Genomic DNA, 16,256 nt, shown 5'->3' on the forward strand with positions numbered 1-16,256 from the left:
CGACTTGAAAGAAGGTGCGCGGCGCCATCGACAGCTATCTGTTCTCGCTCTAGAGCAGCGGCGCACTGGCCGGCACCGCGCCGGAGGAGGCGTATTTCGTACAGACCGGCAAGGACGTCACGATGAGCGACGCCGATATCGCCGCCGGCAAGATGATTGTGAACGTCGGCATGGCAGCGGCCCGCCCGGCTAAATTCATCATCCTGCAGTTCACACAGGACATGCCGGCCTGAGCCACTGCAACGACGTGCGCGCATCTGAGGAGAGTGTTTCCATGAATGGCATCGAACAGCCCGGCGTGAGCTACAGCGCGGAAGTCCTGACCGGTGAGCCTCCGCCGGAGGACACCGCCGTCCCCGTCTTCATCGGGTACACCGAAAGCGGCCCGCAATGGTCGCTCACGGCGATCGATTCGCTCGCCGATTTTGAGGCGGCATACGGCGGCCCCACGCCCGAAGGCTTTGCGCTTTGTCACGCGGTCCGGCATTACTTCGACAATGGCGGAAGGACGGGCTACGCGCTCTCGCTCGGTCTGTACTCCAGCCTGACCGATTTGGGTCGCGACGCATTGCTCAACGCATTGTCGGATGAGCGCATTGTCCAGTGTGTCCTCAAGGAAAAGCGCATTACGCTGGTGTGCATGCCGGAAATGATGCGCCTGTCCGAAACCGACACGGATGGCTGGGCAGCGGCGTGGTCCGCGGTATCGGAGATCGTCCGGGTGCGTCGCGGCGTGTTCGGCATTCTGGACACACCGGAAGATCCGGCTGTGGCGCGTGCGTGCCTCGACCGCTTCGTCACGCAACAGGCGGATGCGGCGCAATGGACTGGCGCGTACTGGCCGCGCTTGCTGACAGACTACGTGGACGATGCGGGCGCCGCCATCACCGTTCCGGCCTCGGCCGCTGTCGCAGCAGTCATGGCGGCAGTGGACCAGGAATACGGCATCTGGTGTGCACCGGCCAACATCGCGCTGTCGCGTGTGGTGAAGCCGACGCGTCCGTGGCTGCAATCCTCTGGCTTGTTCCAGACGAACGGTGCGTCGATCAACCTGATTCGTAGCTTTCCCGGCGGCAGCGTCCGCATCTGGGGCTGCCGCACGCTGATCCAGGACGCCGGCCCGGCCTGGCTGTACGTTCACATCAGGCGAACCCTCTCATGGATCGAAGCGCAGGTCGCGCAGATCGTCAAACCGTTCGTGTTCGAACCGAACATCCTGCTCACCTGGATCCGCATGCGCGGCATGGTGCATATCTGGTTGCGGGAGTTGTGGCTCGACGGCGGACTGTATGGCGAAGAGGAGAGCGAGGCCTTCTTCATCCAGATCGGACTTGGGGAGACCATGAGTCAGGAAGATATCGACCAGGGGCGGATCGTCATGAATATCGGCGTGGCCGCCGCCTATCCGGCCGAGTTCATCGAGGTGAGCATCACGCTCGATACCCAGTCGTCGCTCGTTTCCTCACTGGAGAGCAACTGATGGAACAGCGCTATTTCGAACCGTCAACGGCGCATCATTTCTCGGTTCTTTTCGCACTCAACCGGATACCGATACCCGACGTCCTCGACATGAGGTTTCAGAAGGTCCATGGCCTGTCGCGCGAACTGAACGTCATGACGCACAACGAAGGCGGTGAAAATCTGCGCAACCAGTATTTCACCGAAAAGCTGTCGCACGGCTCGCTGGTGCTCGAGCGTGGCGTCATGGCGCTGACGCCCCTCACCGCCTTGCTGAGCGCTCAGTTCGCGAGCGGCAAGATCATGCATCTGAGCGCCGTCATCACGCTGTTGCATCCCGGCCTGATGCCGCTCACGAACTGGCTGGTGACCAAGGCAGTGCCGGTGCGCTGGCAGACTGGCGACCTCAACGCGCACGGCAACGAAGTGCTCATCAATACGTTCGAGCTGCGTTACCGCGACATGATTCCTCTGGGAGTGAAACTCTGATGCTCGAAATTCGCGAGTTGATCATTCAGGCCCGGGTCACGGCCGAGGAGCCTGGCAAGCCAGGCAGTGAGCAGTCGTGGCGCGATCCGAGCGAGCGCATGATCGAGGTCATTGCGCGCCGGGTCGTGGAATTGATGCGGGAACGTGAATTGGAGCGGCTGCAATGAGTTTTCTGTCGAGACGACCCGTCAAGCTCAAGCTCGAATCCTACGACAACCGGGACGCGCAGGGTCTGCCGCTGCAGTTTCAGGCGATGTACAACCCCGATTCAGTCAGCCTCGGCTATCACACGGACTTTGCAACGGACACCTTCATCAACACGAACTGGAAAAGCAACCGGTTCGTCCAGACCAAGCCCGGCGGGCTGTCCATCGAACTGCTGTTCGACGCGAAGATGCCCGGTAACCGGCAGGACATCGACGGGAAACTGCACAAGCTGCGCAAGCTTTGCTATGACGTCGATGAGACGCGTTGTGAACCGCGCTATATCAAGGTGATCTGGGGCAAGATGAAGTGGAGCGGCTCCGGCTATTTCTTCGGGCGCCTGCAAAGCCTCTCGGTGCGCTACACGCTCTTCGAAAAAGACGGCACGCCGCTGAGAGCCACGGCGACGCTGCAACTCGCCGAGGATCAGAGCCTGAGGAATCAGGCTGCGGAGGCACTGAAGAAGTCGCCTTCGAAAGCGGTCGCCATCGCGAAGGCTGCGTCCTCCCTGGCCTCGATAGCGAAGAACTTGAAGGGCAAGATGAAGAAGAGTCCCGGCTATCTGAAGATCGCCAAGGACAACAACCTCGACAGCATCGATGGCTTCAAGGCCGGCGACAAGTTGAAGGTCGAGTCAGGCAAGGGGAGCCACTGATGCGCGCGAGCCCTTCCGTTAGCGTTCTGGTCGGCACAGCGCGCCTGCCGCTCAACGGGCTCAGTCCCGAGCGCGTTGAGGTCCTGCATCGCATCAATAGCGTGCCCAGCGCGCGCGTGGTGCTGACGGTACAAGGCAATCCGCTCAGGGACATCTTCGAGGACGTCGAGGCGGAGGTTGCCCGGTGCGCGGCGGGTGAACCTGTCTCCCTGATGTTGCTGGACGCCCAGGAGCGCGAGCATCTGATCTTCAAGGGCGTGATCGAACAGCAGACCATGAAGGCTGACCGGGAGCGCACCGAATTGACGCTGAGGCTTCGGCACGACCTGGAGAAGCTGCGCAATTCCCACCGGTCGCAGGTCTTCCAGAACATGTCGGAGGCTACCGTGGTCGGCAGCCTGCTGGCCGCGCAGCAGATTCCCGCGACCATCGCCGATATGGACCTGCGGTGCGAGCAACTGGTTCAGTTCGGCTGCTCGGACTGGCGCTTCATCCGTGAGCGTCTGAGCGCCAGCGGCGTATGGGCATTTCCGTCGCCGGAGCGCGTCGTGATCGCAGCGCCGGGTATTGCCTTTCCCACGCTCATCATCCGGCAGCATGCCTTGTTCGACTCTGATCACGTGCTGATGGAGGACGCAAGCTGGAGTTTCAGTGAACGAGCCCAACCGGAGAAACTGAAGACGTCCACTTGGGACGATCACGAACAGCGTCTCGACACCGTCAGCGCCAAAGACGTGTCGCTCGGCACTGGCGCCTTCGACAGCGCGCGCGGCAACACCATCAACCGCGAGCCCTGGCAGTTCAGCCGTAGCGCGCCGCTCGGGCTGCAACGGACGACGGCGCTTTCGCACGGCCTGATGTTGAGCCTGCAAGCAGGACGGGCGAGCGGCGAGTTCAGGATCAACGGCACGGCTGAAGTAGACCTTGGCGATACGGTTTCAATCGAGGGATACGGCAAAGCTTTCGACGGCGATGGAATCGTCACCGCGGTCCGGCATCACATCGACAGAGAGGCAGGCTGGCGCACTACGCTGACGCTCGGATGCGACGACATGAGCAGCGAGGACGTGCCGCCCGCGCAGATCAATGGATTGCACATTGGCGTCGTCAGGAGCTTCAAGAAGGACACGGGCGGCATGAACCGGTTGCAGGTTCATCTTCCCGTCCTGGGCGACAACAGCGACCCCTTGTGGGCGCGCCTCGCCAAACCCTATGCAAGCGACATGAGCGGCTTCTGCTTCTATCCGGAACCAGGCGATGAAGTGATCGTTGGCTTTCTCGATGGCGATCCGAGTTTCCCTGTGATTATCGGCTCGATGCATAACCCGAAGAACCGTGCGCCGATCGATCTGGACGCGAAGAACGACGTTAAGGCGCTTATCGTCGGCAAGCAGGGCATGTCGTCGCAGCTGCTTTTCGATTCCGGCGAACAACGCGTTGACTTGAGTTCTCCGCAAGAGCAGCTTGTCTTCAAGAAAGGTTGCAAGCTGATGTCGGGAAGCGGGCTTGCACTGACGAGCAATCAGCTGAAGCTTTCGGGGGCGAGTTCAGTGTCCGTCGAGAGCATGTCCGTCAACTTCGACCAGAAGTCGACGCCGCCCAAGAAGTCCTAGTTATCCAGAGGTGATTTGCATGATTGACGACTCTGTACTGACCAGCATCTATGGTCGTGGCTGGGCGTTTCCGCCGGCGTTTTCGCTCGAGGAGGGCGTGGTCATGTCGGAAGGCGTCGAGGACGTCAGGCAAAGCCTGCGCATCCTTTTCGCCACGGAACCCGGCGAACGGATCATGCGGGAGGAATATGGATGCGCGCTGTATGACGTCATGTTCAGGAACATCGACAGCGAGCTGACCAGCGAGATCGAGCGGCGAGTAGCGGATGCCGTCCTGAGTTACGAGCCGCGCGCGAACCTCACGGACATTCTTGTCGTGCAGGCAGAGAGCAATCGAAGCGCCGTGGAAGTGGGCGTGACGTATCGGCTGCGCGGTAGCGAGATCGATGAAACCATGTCTGGAACGCTCGACCTGAATCAGGCCATGCGGGGAGACTTCCTGTGACGACGCCAATCGTTTGTGATGGAGATCAGCTGATGTTCGAGCCGATGTTCGGCCCGCGCCAGGTGGTGCTGTCGGCGCCGGCCTCGATTACGGGGACGGGCGTGGCCATGATCGGCAAGCGGCGCATCTGCGTAACCGGTGATGAAACGCGTGCGCAATGGACTGCGCAGTATTTCATGCCTGGCTATGCGCCCGGCACGGGCACGGTGCGGATCCTGATGCTGGATTCCAGCCAGAGCGCGCCGTTTATCAAAGGCCGCGCGCCCGTCATCCTCAAAGGGATGCAATTCACGGCGCAGTTCACGCCGACCGTGCCGGCCGTTCTCTCGTCGCCGCCCGGGACGCCGGATTCGACCGCGCCCAGCACTGGGCGTGGCGTTTTCATGCCGCGTCAATGGTTCGCGTGCGCGTGATGCAAACAGGGTGAAGCGGTAAAGAGCAAGGAGGATGTCATGGATAAGACGACGGTGAACGGGCTAAGGACAGGACATGTCGGACATTAGTCATCTGATGAACAAGCTTGTTCCATTTGGAGCAAGCGAACGCTTCCGTCTCGATGGACGAAGCGACGAGCGTGTGCTGCAGCAGTTGAAGGACTATGCGTCCCTGATTCCCTTCGATGCATCGCATAGCTGGGCGGATGTGCTGTTCACAGCAGGCGTGACGCCGGCATCGCTGGCTGAAATATTCAGCCAGCCAAAGAAAGCTGATGGCGAGTTGGGCCCGCAGCAGGCGTTTATCCTGGCGTTCATGCAGATGCTCAAGACGCCGCGCGCGCTGCTCAATGCATTGCCTTATGCGCATCGCGAGATGTACTACCGGGACTTGCTGGGTCTGACGGAAGCGTCGGCACGCGCCGATAGCGTGGCGCTCGGTTTCGCGCTCGCCAAGTCGGCTCGCGAATGTTTTCTGTCGGCGGGCACGCTGTTCGACGCCGGGGAGATCGATGGCGTGAAGCTGAGCTATGCCCTCGATCGCTCCTTGCTGGTCAATCCAGGCGTCTGGACGGACCTGCGCTGGAAGATTCCCGGCGACGGCAGCGCGGCGTTGACGTGCATTGCCTTCGACCAGACGCAGGGCGAATGGAACGCTGATGGCGTGCGGCTGTTCGACCCGGAAGCCACCCAGACGCCGATGTTCGAGGGCCGCCTCGTGGCGTCGGGCGCGCTGGCCGCGCCTGCGGGAAAGCGCACCTTCAAGGTTACGTTTGAGAAAGCCGTGGACGAGAAGGTTGTCGCGTCCGCCGAGGTCAGCGGCGAGAATGGATGGTTGCCCTTGAGCTTTTCCTCGCTCTCGTCCGACAAGCTGACGATGACATGGTGGCTGGGCGACGATCAACCGGCCATCGTCGCGCCGGAAGATCTCGATGGCCTGACCTTCGACACAGCGGTCCTCCGGCTCGGCAATGAGAGCGGCGCCCAGGTGCCGGCCGTGACGAAGCTGAGTTTGGTCGTGGAAGGCGACAGCGCGCTGGCTTACGGCACCGACAACGGCGCCGCTCCGCTCGATGGCGCGAGCTATCCGTTCGGTACGCTGCCGGTCACGGGCGCGGGTTTCAATCTTATTGCGCCGGACTGGTGCGGGCAGGCCGCGGCCGCGACGCTCACCGTCACGCCTCGGTGGGTGGGTTTGCCGGCGGCGGGTTTTGCTACGTGGTACACGGGCTACGATTCCCCGCCTGCAAGCAATACCGACTTCAAAGTGCAGGCTCTTCTGATGTCAGGCGTGCAGCGTGTCTTGCTCTCATCGAGTCCGAGCGATGCGACCAAGACCGCGCCGCAGTCATTGTTCACCGGTGCGGGCAATGTATTGCCGGTTGCGGCCGCGCTGACGGTCGCGGTGCCGGCAGAGCTGGCCGCGCTGAGTGAGGCTACATCCAATCCCACCGACTGGCCGCGCTGGATCCGCTTCGAATTGACCGGGCGCGATTTCGGTCATCAGGTCTATCAGAAGCTCGCGGGCAGCAAGACGCTCAACCCGCCTTACACGCCGCAGATGAACGGCGTCGCAATCGAGTGGAAGATGGACGTCACGGACTTTGCGCAGTACGTGCTGACGCCCTTCGGCTATGACGGTTCGCCGGACGCGGGCTCCAGGGAAGCGTCGCAGGCGTGTCTTTATCTCGGCTTCACGGACGGAACGCCCGGCGAGACCATTACCCTGTATTGGGAACTGGACAGTCCGCAGGCAGTCGAGCCGGAATGGCATTACCTGAATCAGCAGAACGACTGGGTGAGTCTGGCCGATACGCTCGTGGACGGCACGAACGGTCTGCGCGACAGCGGCATCATGAATGTGATCCTGCCGCACGATGCGTCGGATTCCGCCGCCCAGATGCCTCCGGGACGGTACTGGCTGCGTGCGCTGGTGGCTAAGCCGATGCTGGATATGAGCGGGGCGAAAGTCGAGGGGGATGCTGATCCCCTGACGGAGCCTGCTGTTCAAGCCTCAACGGACGCGGATACCGACTCAACTCCGAAGCACGAACCCGATTACGCCTACGTGTGGCTCAAAGGCATTCTGGCAAATGGCATGACCGCGTCGCTCCATTCGCCGGAGAGCGTACCCGCGAGCCACTTCCTTGCCCCGCTCGCGGCATCGACGATCACCCGGCCGGTGGAGCCTGTCGCTGAGCTGTCGCCGGTGGTGCAGCCTTGGCCTTCGAGCGGCGGCAAGGCAGCGGAGACGCCGGTGCAGTTCATGTCGCGCAGCGCGGAACGTCTGTTTCATCGCTCGCGCGCGCTGACGTGGCACGACATGGGTTCGCTCATCAAGGCCCGGTTCGACAACGTGTTCGAAGTCGCAATCCCGCCAGTGGACAACATCACCGACCTTCCCGCACCCGATCCCCTGAACCTGCTCATCGTGCCCATCACGGAGCGAAAGGATAACGACGATCCCTTGCGGCCGCGCCTGAGTCAGTCACATCTCAACGCGATTCAGGCCTATGTGCAAGGCATGGCTTCGACGTGGGCCAGGATCGCAGTCGTGAACCCGACTTACCGCGATGTGCTGATCACCTACGACATCTCTTTCAACGTCAATCCGGACTACGGCTATTGCCAGATCCAGGAGCAGCTCGAACGCCGTTACATGCCGTGGATGCAGGGCGGTCAATCCGGCCTCACGCTTGGCACGACGCTGGACTTCTACGGCATGGTTGCCTTTATCGAGGCGCAGCCGTTCGTGACGGAAGTGGTGAACATGACGCTCGACGGCGGCTGGGCGTCAATTCATGCCGCGACCAACGAAGTGCTGATCCTGACCTGGAAGAGCGCAACGCAAACCATGCCGGCGGTGGCGAACCATGGCAGGAGGAATAATGCAGTCGAAGCCTGATGTGTTTGAACTGGTGCAGGACGACATTCATTTTGATGCGCTCTGGGAGCAGGCGCAGCAGACCGTCGAGCAGTTCGGTGGTCAGGTCTGGACCGATACGGGCGATCATGACCCTGGTGTGACCTTCCTGCAGGGTTATGCCTACGGCGCGTCCGACCTCGGTTACCGGCATACCTTGCCGCTGGTTGATCTGCTTACGCCGCCGCTGGCCGAGCAGACCGAGGGCGGGGGCGTATTTCCGCTGGAGTTTGGTCCTCACCAGGCGCTGACCTGCGGGCCGATCACGCCGGAAGACTACCGCCGCGCGCTGCTGGATCTGACGGACAGCACCGGAAGCTACTTTCTGTTTCGCAACGTGCAGTTGCTTCCGCTCGATTCGGATGGTACTGATGCCCGGCAGCAGGACTATCGCTATTACTATTCGCCGCAAACGCTCGAGTTCAGCTTCAAGCAGCCGCAAGACAAGGCAGCCGTCAGGTACTGGCTTCGCGGAAATTATTCCTTGCGTTTTGAGCGGACACGCGAAGGGCTGCGCAATCCGAGTGAACCGAATAACCAGTTGAACGCGTTTTTGACTGACAACCGGAACTTGTGCGAAGCGGTTACGCACACCGTTGATCAAACATGGCAGAAAATCAATCCGGTAGCCGAGATAGAGCTTCAGAAACATGTGCAGGACTACGCGGCTGTCTTCGCGGAACTCTACCGCACGGGTGAAGATTATATTTCGCCGTGCGTGTCACATGAAACCGCCGAGACGCTGGAAGGCCGGGGCGCTTCAGCGGCTGAAATCTACAACGGTCCCGCTCTGTCCCATGGCTGGCAGAGCCGGCTGCCTCCGGCAACGGATTACACCGTCCCGATTTCAGTGAACCTTAGCGGTCTCGCAGCGCGCTGGACCCAGGTCGCGGGGGTCAAGAGCGTTCTGTCGATAAGAGAGGGGGCACACAGTGATCCCGGCTGGGGGTGGACGTCTAATGCAGGATCCTATCCGCTGCTCTGGGGCGACGACCCGCTGAGCGAGATCACGAGTTCCATCAAGCTGATCACCGCCGACGGCAAATACGTGACGGCAACGAAAGCCGAGATCGAGGCGAAGCTGACACCGACGCCGGTGGAAGACAACCCGCCGAAGGTGCTGCCCTACGGAAAGCCGCGCGACGTCGCGCAGTATCACCCCGTCACCGACAAGATGCCTGCCTGCTACAACCTGCAATTGCCGCCTGGCCTGGGCGGCCCTCAGGCGCTGTACCAGTTTCTGCTGCCCTTCGAGCAAGCGATGTCGGACAGTTGCCGCCTATTGGCCATGCTGCCGAACTTGCTCTCGTTTGTCCGAGAAGGCGAAACGACGTGGGGTGCGCAATGGCCCTACGCCGAGGGCAGCGCGGCCGATGTGGCGCACGCGTCATACAAGGCCGGCTTGGTCGAGCACAGCGCATCCATGGCGGTGGACGGTGCCCAGGAGCGAAAGCTGACCGATCATCTGCTTGGCTACTTCGGCACTGAAGCGGCATCGCGGATGCTCGACACGACCGAGAGCGAGTCTCTGACGATTCAGCAGTCCGCGTTGAGTCAGATCACCACGCTGGCCTATCAACGGGCGAACATACGAGTCGATCAGGTGTCCGCGTTGCAGAAGCGAATCGCCGCGCGCATGGGATGGGGGCAGGCACTGTTCGACGATGATGTCGACATGGGCGAACTGCCGTTCTATCTGGTCGAGCATCGCGCGCTTATGCCGCAGCTTCCACGGCCCATCTACGACAGTCCCATGAAGCCGAAGAAGCTCACGCTCTCCGCAGACAACCGGAAGCTGACTGTCGATTGTGGCAACGCCAAGCCTATTGATCAAATGGTGGTCGGACAACTGGTCGATTTCGCCTACCCCGACGCGAGCGGTACACACACGGTGCAGGGTGTGATCGTGGATAGCTACGATTGGCACGCTTATACCTTCACAGTGGATCTTGTGGATAACCCGCATCTGCGGGTCGTGCTCGAGCCTGTCCTGGCGGCACAGGACAAGCAGCAACTAACGTGGAAAAACGCGGCGTCGTGGCTGAAGGAGATCGTCTATCCGCTGCAATACGAACCCGGGACACCAGAGACTCCGGGCCAGGAAGTCCAGTTGACGATCCCGCCGGACTTCCCGTTTCCTGCCTGCCTCCAAAAGGGCAGCGCGTTCTCGATCGATTCGATTACCCAGTTAGGTCTGGAACCGTGGTCGATGAAAGCCGAGGTCGTGAGTGTGGACCGAATTGCCCGAACGCTGTCGATCAAGCCCGCAGCAGGCGAGAAACAAGTGCTGCCGGCTGTATCGAAGCAACAGGGCTATGCCTGGCATGCGCTCGACATCGGCGACCGCTTCTCGATGATCGTGAGCCTGGTGCTCAACCGCAACATGCTGCCGGAGAACGGCGATGTCCAGGCGACCGAAGCGTGGATCAAGCGCTGCGTCCAGGCTGAATTGCAGGCGCATATCAGACTCATGATTCACTGGCTCGATTCGGACGAGAGCAACCCGCAATCGTTCGGCAGCTTCGCGTTGAGCTATGCCGCGTGGCAGAACGGGAAAACCGTGGCCAGTACGTCCACTTTTCAACTTCTCTGGAAACTGGGCTTGGGACGGCCGCCTGCCAGCCTGAGCACCGGCATCGGCGCTGTGCGCATTGCTACCCCCGAGCAGAGAACTGCTGTGCTGGGACCCGATGGGGATCAATGGAATCTGGACGTGCTCTTGAGGCAAGCGCTGTTTTTTGTTCCAGACGACGTCTACCGCAAACGCAGTCAACTCAATTGAGGCTTAACGCACCATGGAAAACGAAACGAATCAATTGCCAGGCGATTCAGTCTCCGACAGCAACGGGACGACCACTGCCGAGCTGAAGGCCCGGTTTTCAGCCGGATCGGTACCCCTGGACACGGATTTCGCTGCACTGATAGACATGGCCGAGTGCGGGCGCAGGGCTATCGGTAAAAGTGCTGATCAGACGAACAATACGATTGGAGCAGGCTTGCAGATCGCCGCGGATAGCGATGCAGCCAACAAGGGCAAGCTGTCCGTGAAGCTTGGCGGAGGCCTTCAGTTCGACGCCGGCAGCATCAGAGTAGGCGCTGGAAGTGCGCTTTACCTCGGAGGCAACGAAGTCAACGTCAAGGTGGGTGTGGGTGCCGAAATTGTCAACGACTCCGTGAGCGTGAAGGCCGACAAGTACATCAAGGTCAGTTCGTCCGGCGTGAGGGTCGATACCGACGCATTGCTTCCGCGCGGCATGATCATGATGTTCTGTGGAAGCACGGCGCCAGAAGGATGGCACTTCTGCGACGGCTCCAAGGTAACTGCCGCCGATGGCACCCAGGTTCAGTTGCCGGACCTGCGGAAGCGCTTCGTGCTGGGGTCCCAGACGCTCGGTGATTCCGCTGGTTCGCATAAGGGTGGTGCAAGCTGGTCGGATTCAGGCTTTCAGGCGACAACGACCACTGATGCCTGCAACGTGGGCGTGAAAGATCATTTGCTCACGCAACATGAAATGCCTGTCCATAAACATGAGTTTATTGATAGCAATAAAATGCTTATGAGCGTAGTCAGATCCAACTCGGCGTGGGGTGGAGACAAGGAAGCGACGAGTCACGATTATGTCTATGCCTCCTATGACACCAGTAAAGGCGATTTCACAATGTCGACCGCAGGATGGAGTGAACCCATCAAGTTCGATGTCACCGACCCCAAGCACGGCCACACCGTCACGGTCAATCCGCCGTACTACCAACTCGCCTACATCATGAAGGTGTAGCGAACGAGCCATCAGCGGCCGATTAAACGGGGACATCATGCGTACCATCATCCAGAGCGTCTCGCTAATCGTGGACACACGCCACGATATCCACGCCACGGTGACGGACCATTGCGCGAAGCTGTTTCGCGGCTCGTTAAAAGAGGATATTTCCAACCTCGTGAATGAGTACTTTCATCGCGAGGCCGATATCCAGATCGCCGAGTTGCATCTGGATATCGGAACCATGCGGCGCGACGAGATTGACACGGTCATGCCGAAGCGGATTCTTGCGGAATTGCAGCGAGCGCTTGCGGAACATGTTATTGCGGAACAATCTCCTGCGGCCGAGTCCGTGGAATTTGACGAAATGACCATTGCCCCGGATGACGTCTTCGCTCGCGAAGGAGAGCAGCCTTCGCTAACCGAAGCCGAGCCAAGCGCGATCGATTCGCCACGGCCCGATGTCCTTGGGCAAAAGCGCACGTTGCAATCCCACTCGGTCACTTTGGCTTTGCTCGAACAACACCTTGCGTCGTTGGGCCAGGACGAGCCGTCCGAGCGCATCCTCACCTGGCTGGCTCCAGCGTGCCTGCATCGCGAATCGCGGCAGTTCCTGCTGGAACGCGCCAGGACGATGCCTGAAGCGGCTCATGCATTGGAAGTGCTGCGGGGCGAAACGGAGGCGACAGAGCTAGCTATCTTCCTCAAGGCTCTGATCTGGCTTGGAAACAATCCGTCCTTCGCTCATTCAAGCCAGATTCCTGAGTTACCGGACATTCATGAACTGAAGGGCGCGCGCTTAAGCGAAACACTCGCATTCATGGAAAAGTCCTCACACGCGGAAATACGCAGCTGGCAGGCCAAGCTATGGCGCCATGAAACCGTCCGCGCCAGCCTGCGAAAAAGTCTCACGCAAGCGGAAACGCGACGGCTGGAGCGCCTGGCGCGCGCCTATCCCGAACGCCGCATCGCACAGCGACCCGAAAACGAAAGCGCGACAACAAAAGTGCAGTCCGTAGCCGGCGCAGGCCTGATCGTCCTGTGGCCTTTGCTGCCCGATCTTCTTCGCAGTCTGCACCTCTGGGACGGCGAACGATTCGCAAGCACTGAAGCGCAGGAGCAGGCAGCCGCATGGCTCGACTGGCTCATCTGGCAAGACGCCGGACTCGCACTGCGCACGCATGGCTTTGCTCGCCGTCTGTGCGGCCTGGCAAGTCTCACCGATGAAGAAGACAACGACCCACCCGAGCCCCCGGAAGAACAGACCAGGACACTGCTCGAAAACTGGCTGTCCCAACTGCCGATGAAACTGCCCAATTGGAAATCCCTTCAGCCGGAAGACATCCGCGCGCTGTTCCTGCAGCGTCCAGGTCAACTGTCCACGCAAGGCCCCGTGCCCGTGCTGACGATAGAACCCCAACCCTTCGACCTCCTGTTGCGGGATCTGCCGTGGCCCTTGTCCACCGTCGTCCTGCCGTGGCTCCCGAAGCCGATTGAAGTGAACTGGCCGATACCGAACCTCGATACGAGGATGTTCTGATGACTTCACCGCTCATAGTCGACCCTGAGGAACGGCAGCGTTCCGACGATGCCTGGAATAGCCTGATGCACGAAGTCGAGCGCATCGACTTGTTGTTGCAGCGTGAATATCACGTGCGCATGGAGCGGATGTGGTCGGGCGACGTGTGTCTTTCGCGACAGGATATCGAGGCGCGACTCGACGCCCCGCGCGGCATTCCGTGCTGGATGGAAGCGGAAGATCTGGCAAGCGAACGCTCCTCCGGCGCGAGCGTGCCGTCCGAAGCTGACGCGCCGCTCGACCAGCTGGTGGCGCGCTTCGGTCTCGACCGGTTCGAACGCGAGATCATCCTGCTCGGCGTGCTGCCGCATCTGGACACGCGTTATCAGACCATGCTGGCGCTGCTGCAGGGAAAGGGGCGTCACTATCCCACCGTCGAACTCGCGCTGAACCTGTTCTGTTCATCGTGGGCCGAACGCCATGCCGCGCACCAGAGCTTTCTGCCGCAAGCGCCGCTGCATGAACATCAACTCCTGGTACCCGTTCATCCCGGCGATGCCGCGCGCGATGGCTGGGGCCGCACGCCGCTCTGCACGTCGCTGGAGGTGTTTCACTTCCTGCAAGGCAATCGTTTGCAACCGACGGACCTGCAATTGTTCTGTCGATGGGAACAAGCGCTCTCCGCGCAAGCCGGCGATGCACGCATCACCGCGCTGATCGACGTCCTGCGCAACGCGATCTTCGACAGTTCGTCGCCGGCCGTGGTGACGCTGCGCGATGCCGCCGAGAGCGAGGTAGTCAGTGCACTCGCTGCATACCGGTGCGGCGCGCTCATCATCGATGTGCAGCGCCTGCCGACGGAAGAGGAGCCCGCGTCTTTCCGCTTCGCTCAGGCCCTGCGCAACGCGCGCCTGCATGATCGTGCAGCGGTCATTTGCGGTCTTGAAGGCGCGGCGGCAGCGGTGCGCGACACGCTGCTGGCGCAGCTCGCGGCCTGCGCGCGCGGCGCGGTGGTGCCGATTCTATGTCTGGAGGACCGTCGCGCAAGCGTGCTGCGTCTGGCGGGCGTTCCACACGTCACCTTCGACATGCCGCCGCGCACGGCACAGGAACGGGCCGCGGCGTTCGTCGTGCAAGTGGGCGACGCAGCGATCGACGCACTGGCTCTCAGCCGCCGCTTTGCCTTCCAGCCGGACGAACTCGCGCAGATCGGCTGGGAAGCATCGTTCTATCGAAGCCGGCGCGCGCCGGATGCAGAAACCAGCCAGGGCGACTGGACCGAAGCACTCCGCCATCGCGCGCGGCAGAACTTCGGCAACCTGGCGACGCGCGTCGAGCCCCAGCGTACTCCCGCTGATCTCGTCGTCACAGCCGACATGCGTCTTCAGCTTGGCCAGATCGTCGCGGCGGTACGGCATCGTGAAGCCTTGCTCGAGCGAGGCTTCCTCGAAAAGATTCACTACGGCACCGGCATCAGCGCGCTGTTCCATGGTCCCTCCGGAACCGGCAAGACGATGGCCGCGGAAATCCTCGCCGGACAGCTTTGCACGGACCTCATCAAGGTGGATCTGTCGAGCGTGGTGAACAAGTACATCGGCGAAACGGAAAAGAATCTCTCGCGCATCTTCGATATGGCCGAGGCCGACGCAGGCGTGCTGTTCTTCGACGAAGCCGACGCACTGTTCGGCAAGCGCAGTCAGGTCAAGGACGCACACGACCGCCACGCCAACATCGAGGTGTCGTATCTGCTGCAACGCCTCGAAGCCTTCCCCGGTCTCGTGATTCTCGCGACCAACAATCGCGGCCATCTGGATGAAGCCTTTATCCGGCGCTTCACCTTTGTGACACGTTTCGTCTATCCGGACCCGGCGCTGCGGGAAGTGATGTGGCGCGCCATCTGGCCGGCGCAGATGAAAGTGGATGAGAGCATCGATTTCGCGGATCTGGCCAGACGCATCGACGTCACCGGCGCAAGCATCCGCAACATTGCCCTGCTGGCGGGATGGCTCTCGATGTCCGAGGACTCGCCGGTAGTCAGGAAACATCACATCGAGCAGGCCAGCCTGCGTGAACTCGCCAAATCAGGGCGCTTGAAGATATAAGGAGCATGCACATGGCAGACATCATCGCGTCCGATACAACCATCCTCAACCTCAATCAGGCTATCTATGATGCGCTGGTCGAGTATGTGCCCATCGACCTGGATTCAGGCGTGTCGATCATCTTCGATCTTCCGAATGCCGACAATCCGCCGTCGGAGCCCACGCTGAGCGTATTCCTCTATCAGATCTCCGAAGACCTTCAGATGCGCACGTCGCCGGGACGCATGACTTCCTACAATGCGGAGACGAAGCAGTCCACCGTCGCGCCGGGATGGGTCAATGTGTGCTGCAACTACATCATCACTTACTGGGATATCGGTCAGACCGAGAAGATCAGCCCCGGCAGTCCCGGCAGCGCGCCCGACAACCCGTCACTCAAGGTGATGAATCAGGTCGTCAACGCGCTCATCAACAATCAGGAGATCGGCGGCATGCCCGGCGCCTATGCGCGCATGATTCCGCCCAAAGCCGAGTTGAACAGTCTCGGCAACTTCTGGCAGTCGCTCGGCAACAAGCCGCGCCTTTCGCTGAATCTCTCGGTGACGGTGCCCGTCGTTCTGACTGACAAGCAGAAGACGGTCGCAAGCGTGCAAGAGACGGAAGTCAAATCGCAGCAGCCGCCGTTCGACGAGGCGGTCTGACGGCAGAAGGACGTT

At 60.9% G+C, this 16,256-nt stretch carries 13 protein-coding genes; all 13 read left to right on the plus strand.

Features of this window, described 5'->3' with window-relative positions:
- The first annotated feature begins 274 nt into the window (after positions 1 to 274).
- The 13 genes from QCE62_RS22790 (at position 275) to QCE62_RS22850 (ending at position 16,241) form a co-directional block, all read left to right on the plus strand.
- Positions 275 to 1,480: a phage tail sheath subtilisin-like domain-containing protein gene (locus tag QCE62_RS22790; RefSeq protein ID WP_309923444.1), complete on the plus strand. Its 1,206-nt coding sequence runs from the start codon at positions 275 to 277 to the stop codon at positions 1,478 to 1,480.
- Entirely contained in the window at positions 1,480 to 1,947 is a 468-nt protein-coding gene (locus QCE62_RS22795) for a phage tail protein (RefSeq protein ID WP_309923446.1), read from the plus strand. Before QCE62_RS22790 ends, QCE62_RS22795 begins: the two co-directional genes overlap by 1 nt.
- Positions 1,947 to 2,114 carry a DUF5908 family protein gene (locus QCE62_RS22800; protein ID WP_309923448.1) on the plus strand — a complete coding sequence of 56 codons (168 nt, stop codon included), beginning with the start codon at positions 1,947 to 1,949 and terminating at the stop codon, positions 2,112 to 2,114. The genes QCE62_RS22795 and QCE62_RS22800 overlap by 1 nt, the downstream gene beginning before the upstream one ends.
- Positions 2,111 to 2,806, plus strand: a complete 696-nt coding sequence (locus QCE62_RS22805; RefSeq protein ID WP_309923450.1) for a hypothetical protein — start codon at positions 2,111 to 2,113, stop codon at positions 2,804 to 2,806. The genes QCE62_RS22800 and QCE62_RS22805 overlap by 4 nt, the downstream gene beginning before the upstream one ends.
- Positions 2,806 to 4,419, plus strand: coding sequence for a phage baseplate assembly protein V (locus QCE62_RS22810; RefSeq protein WP_309923452.1), 1,614 nt, complete (start codon positions 2,806 to 2,808; stop codon positions 4,417 to 4,419). The genes QCE62_RS22805 and QCE62_RS22810 overlap by 1 nt, the downstream gene beginning before the upstream one ends.
- Before the next feature lie 19 nt (positions 4,420 to 4,438).
- Positions 4,439 to 4,864 carry a GPW/gp25 family protein gene (locus tag QCE62_RS22815; protein ID WP_309923454.1) on the plus strand — a complete coding sequence of 142 codons (426 nt, stop codon included), beginning with the start codon at positions 4,439 to 4,441 and terminating at the stop codon, positions 4,862 to 4,864.
- A complete protein-coding gene (locus tag QCE62_RS22820) occupies positions 4,861 to 5,277 on the plus strand; it encodes a hypothetical protein (RefSeq protein ID WP_309923456.1) in 417 nt (138 codons plus the stop codon). The genes QCE62_RS22815 and QCE62_RS22820 overlap by 4 nt, the downstream gene beginning before the upstream one ends.
- Before the next feature lie 76 nt (positions 5,278 to 5,353).
- Positions 5,354 to 8,203, plus strand: a complete 2,850-nt coding sequence (locus QCE62_RS22825) for a hypothetical protein (protein ID WP_309923458.1) — start codon at positions 5,354 to 5,356, stop codon at positions 8,201 to 8,203.
- Positions 8,187 to 11,003: a hypothetical protein gene (locus tag QCE62_RS22830; RefSeq protein ID WP_309923460.1), complete on the plus strand. Its 2,817-nt coding sequence runs from the start codon at positions 8,187 to 8,189 to the stop codon at positions 11,001 to 11,003. The genes QCE62_RS22825 and QCE62_RS22830 overlap by 17 nt, the downstream gene beginning before the upstream one ends.
- 13 nt (positions 11,004 to 11,016) lie before the next feature.
- Entirely contained in the window at positions 11,017 to 11,997 is a 981-nt protein-coding gene (locus QCE62_RS22835; RefSeq protein ID WP_309923462.1) for a tail fiber protein, read from the plus strand.
- A gap of 37 nt (positions 11,998 to 12,034) precedes the next feature.
- Positions 12,035 to 13,519 (plus strand): contractile injection system tape measure protein, encoded by a 1,485-nt coding sequence (locus tag QCE62_RS22840; RefSeq protein WP_309923464.1) that lies wholly within the window; start codon positions 12,035 to 12,037, stop codon positions 13,517 to 13,519.
- Positions 13,519 to 15,600: an ATP-binding protein gene (locus tag QCE62_RS22845; protein ID WP_309923466.1), complete on the plus strand. Its 2,082-nt coding sequence runs from the start codon at positions 13,519 to 13,521 to the stop codon at positions 15,598 to 15,600. The genes QCE62_RS22840 and QCE62_RS22845 overlap by 1 nt, the downstream gene beginning before the upstream one ends.
- 11 nt (positions 15,601 to 15,611) lie before the next feature.
- Positions 15,612 to 16,241, plus strand: coding sequence for a DUF4255 domain-containing protein (locus QCE62_RS22850; RefSeq protein WP_309923469.1), 630 nt, complete (start codon positions 15,612 to 15,614; stop codon positions 16,239 to 16,241).
- Positions 16,242 to 16,256: the final 15 nt, after the last annotated feature.

The organism is Caballeronia sp. LZ033, assembly GCF_031451265.1.
Lineage (GTDB): Bacteria > Pseudomonadota > Gammaproteobacteria > Burkholderiales > Burkholderiaceae > Caballeronia.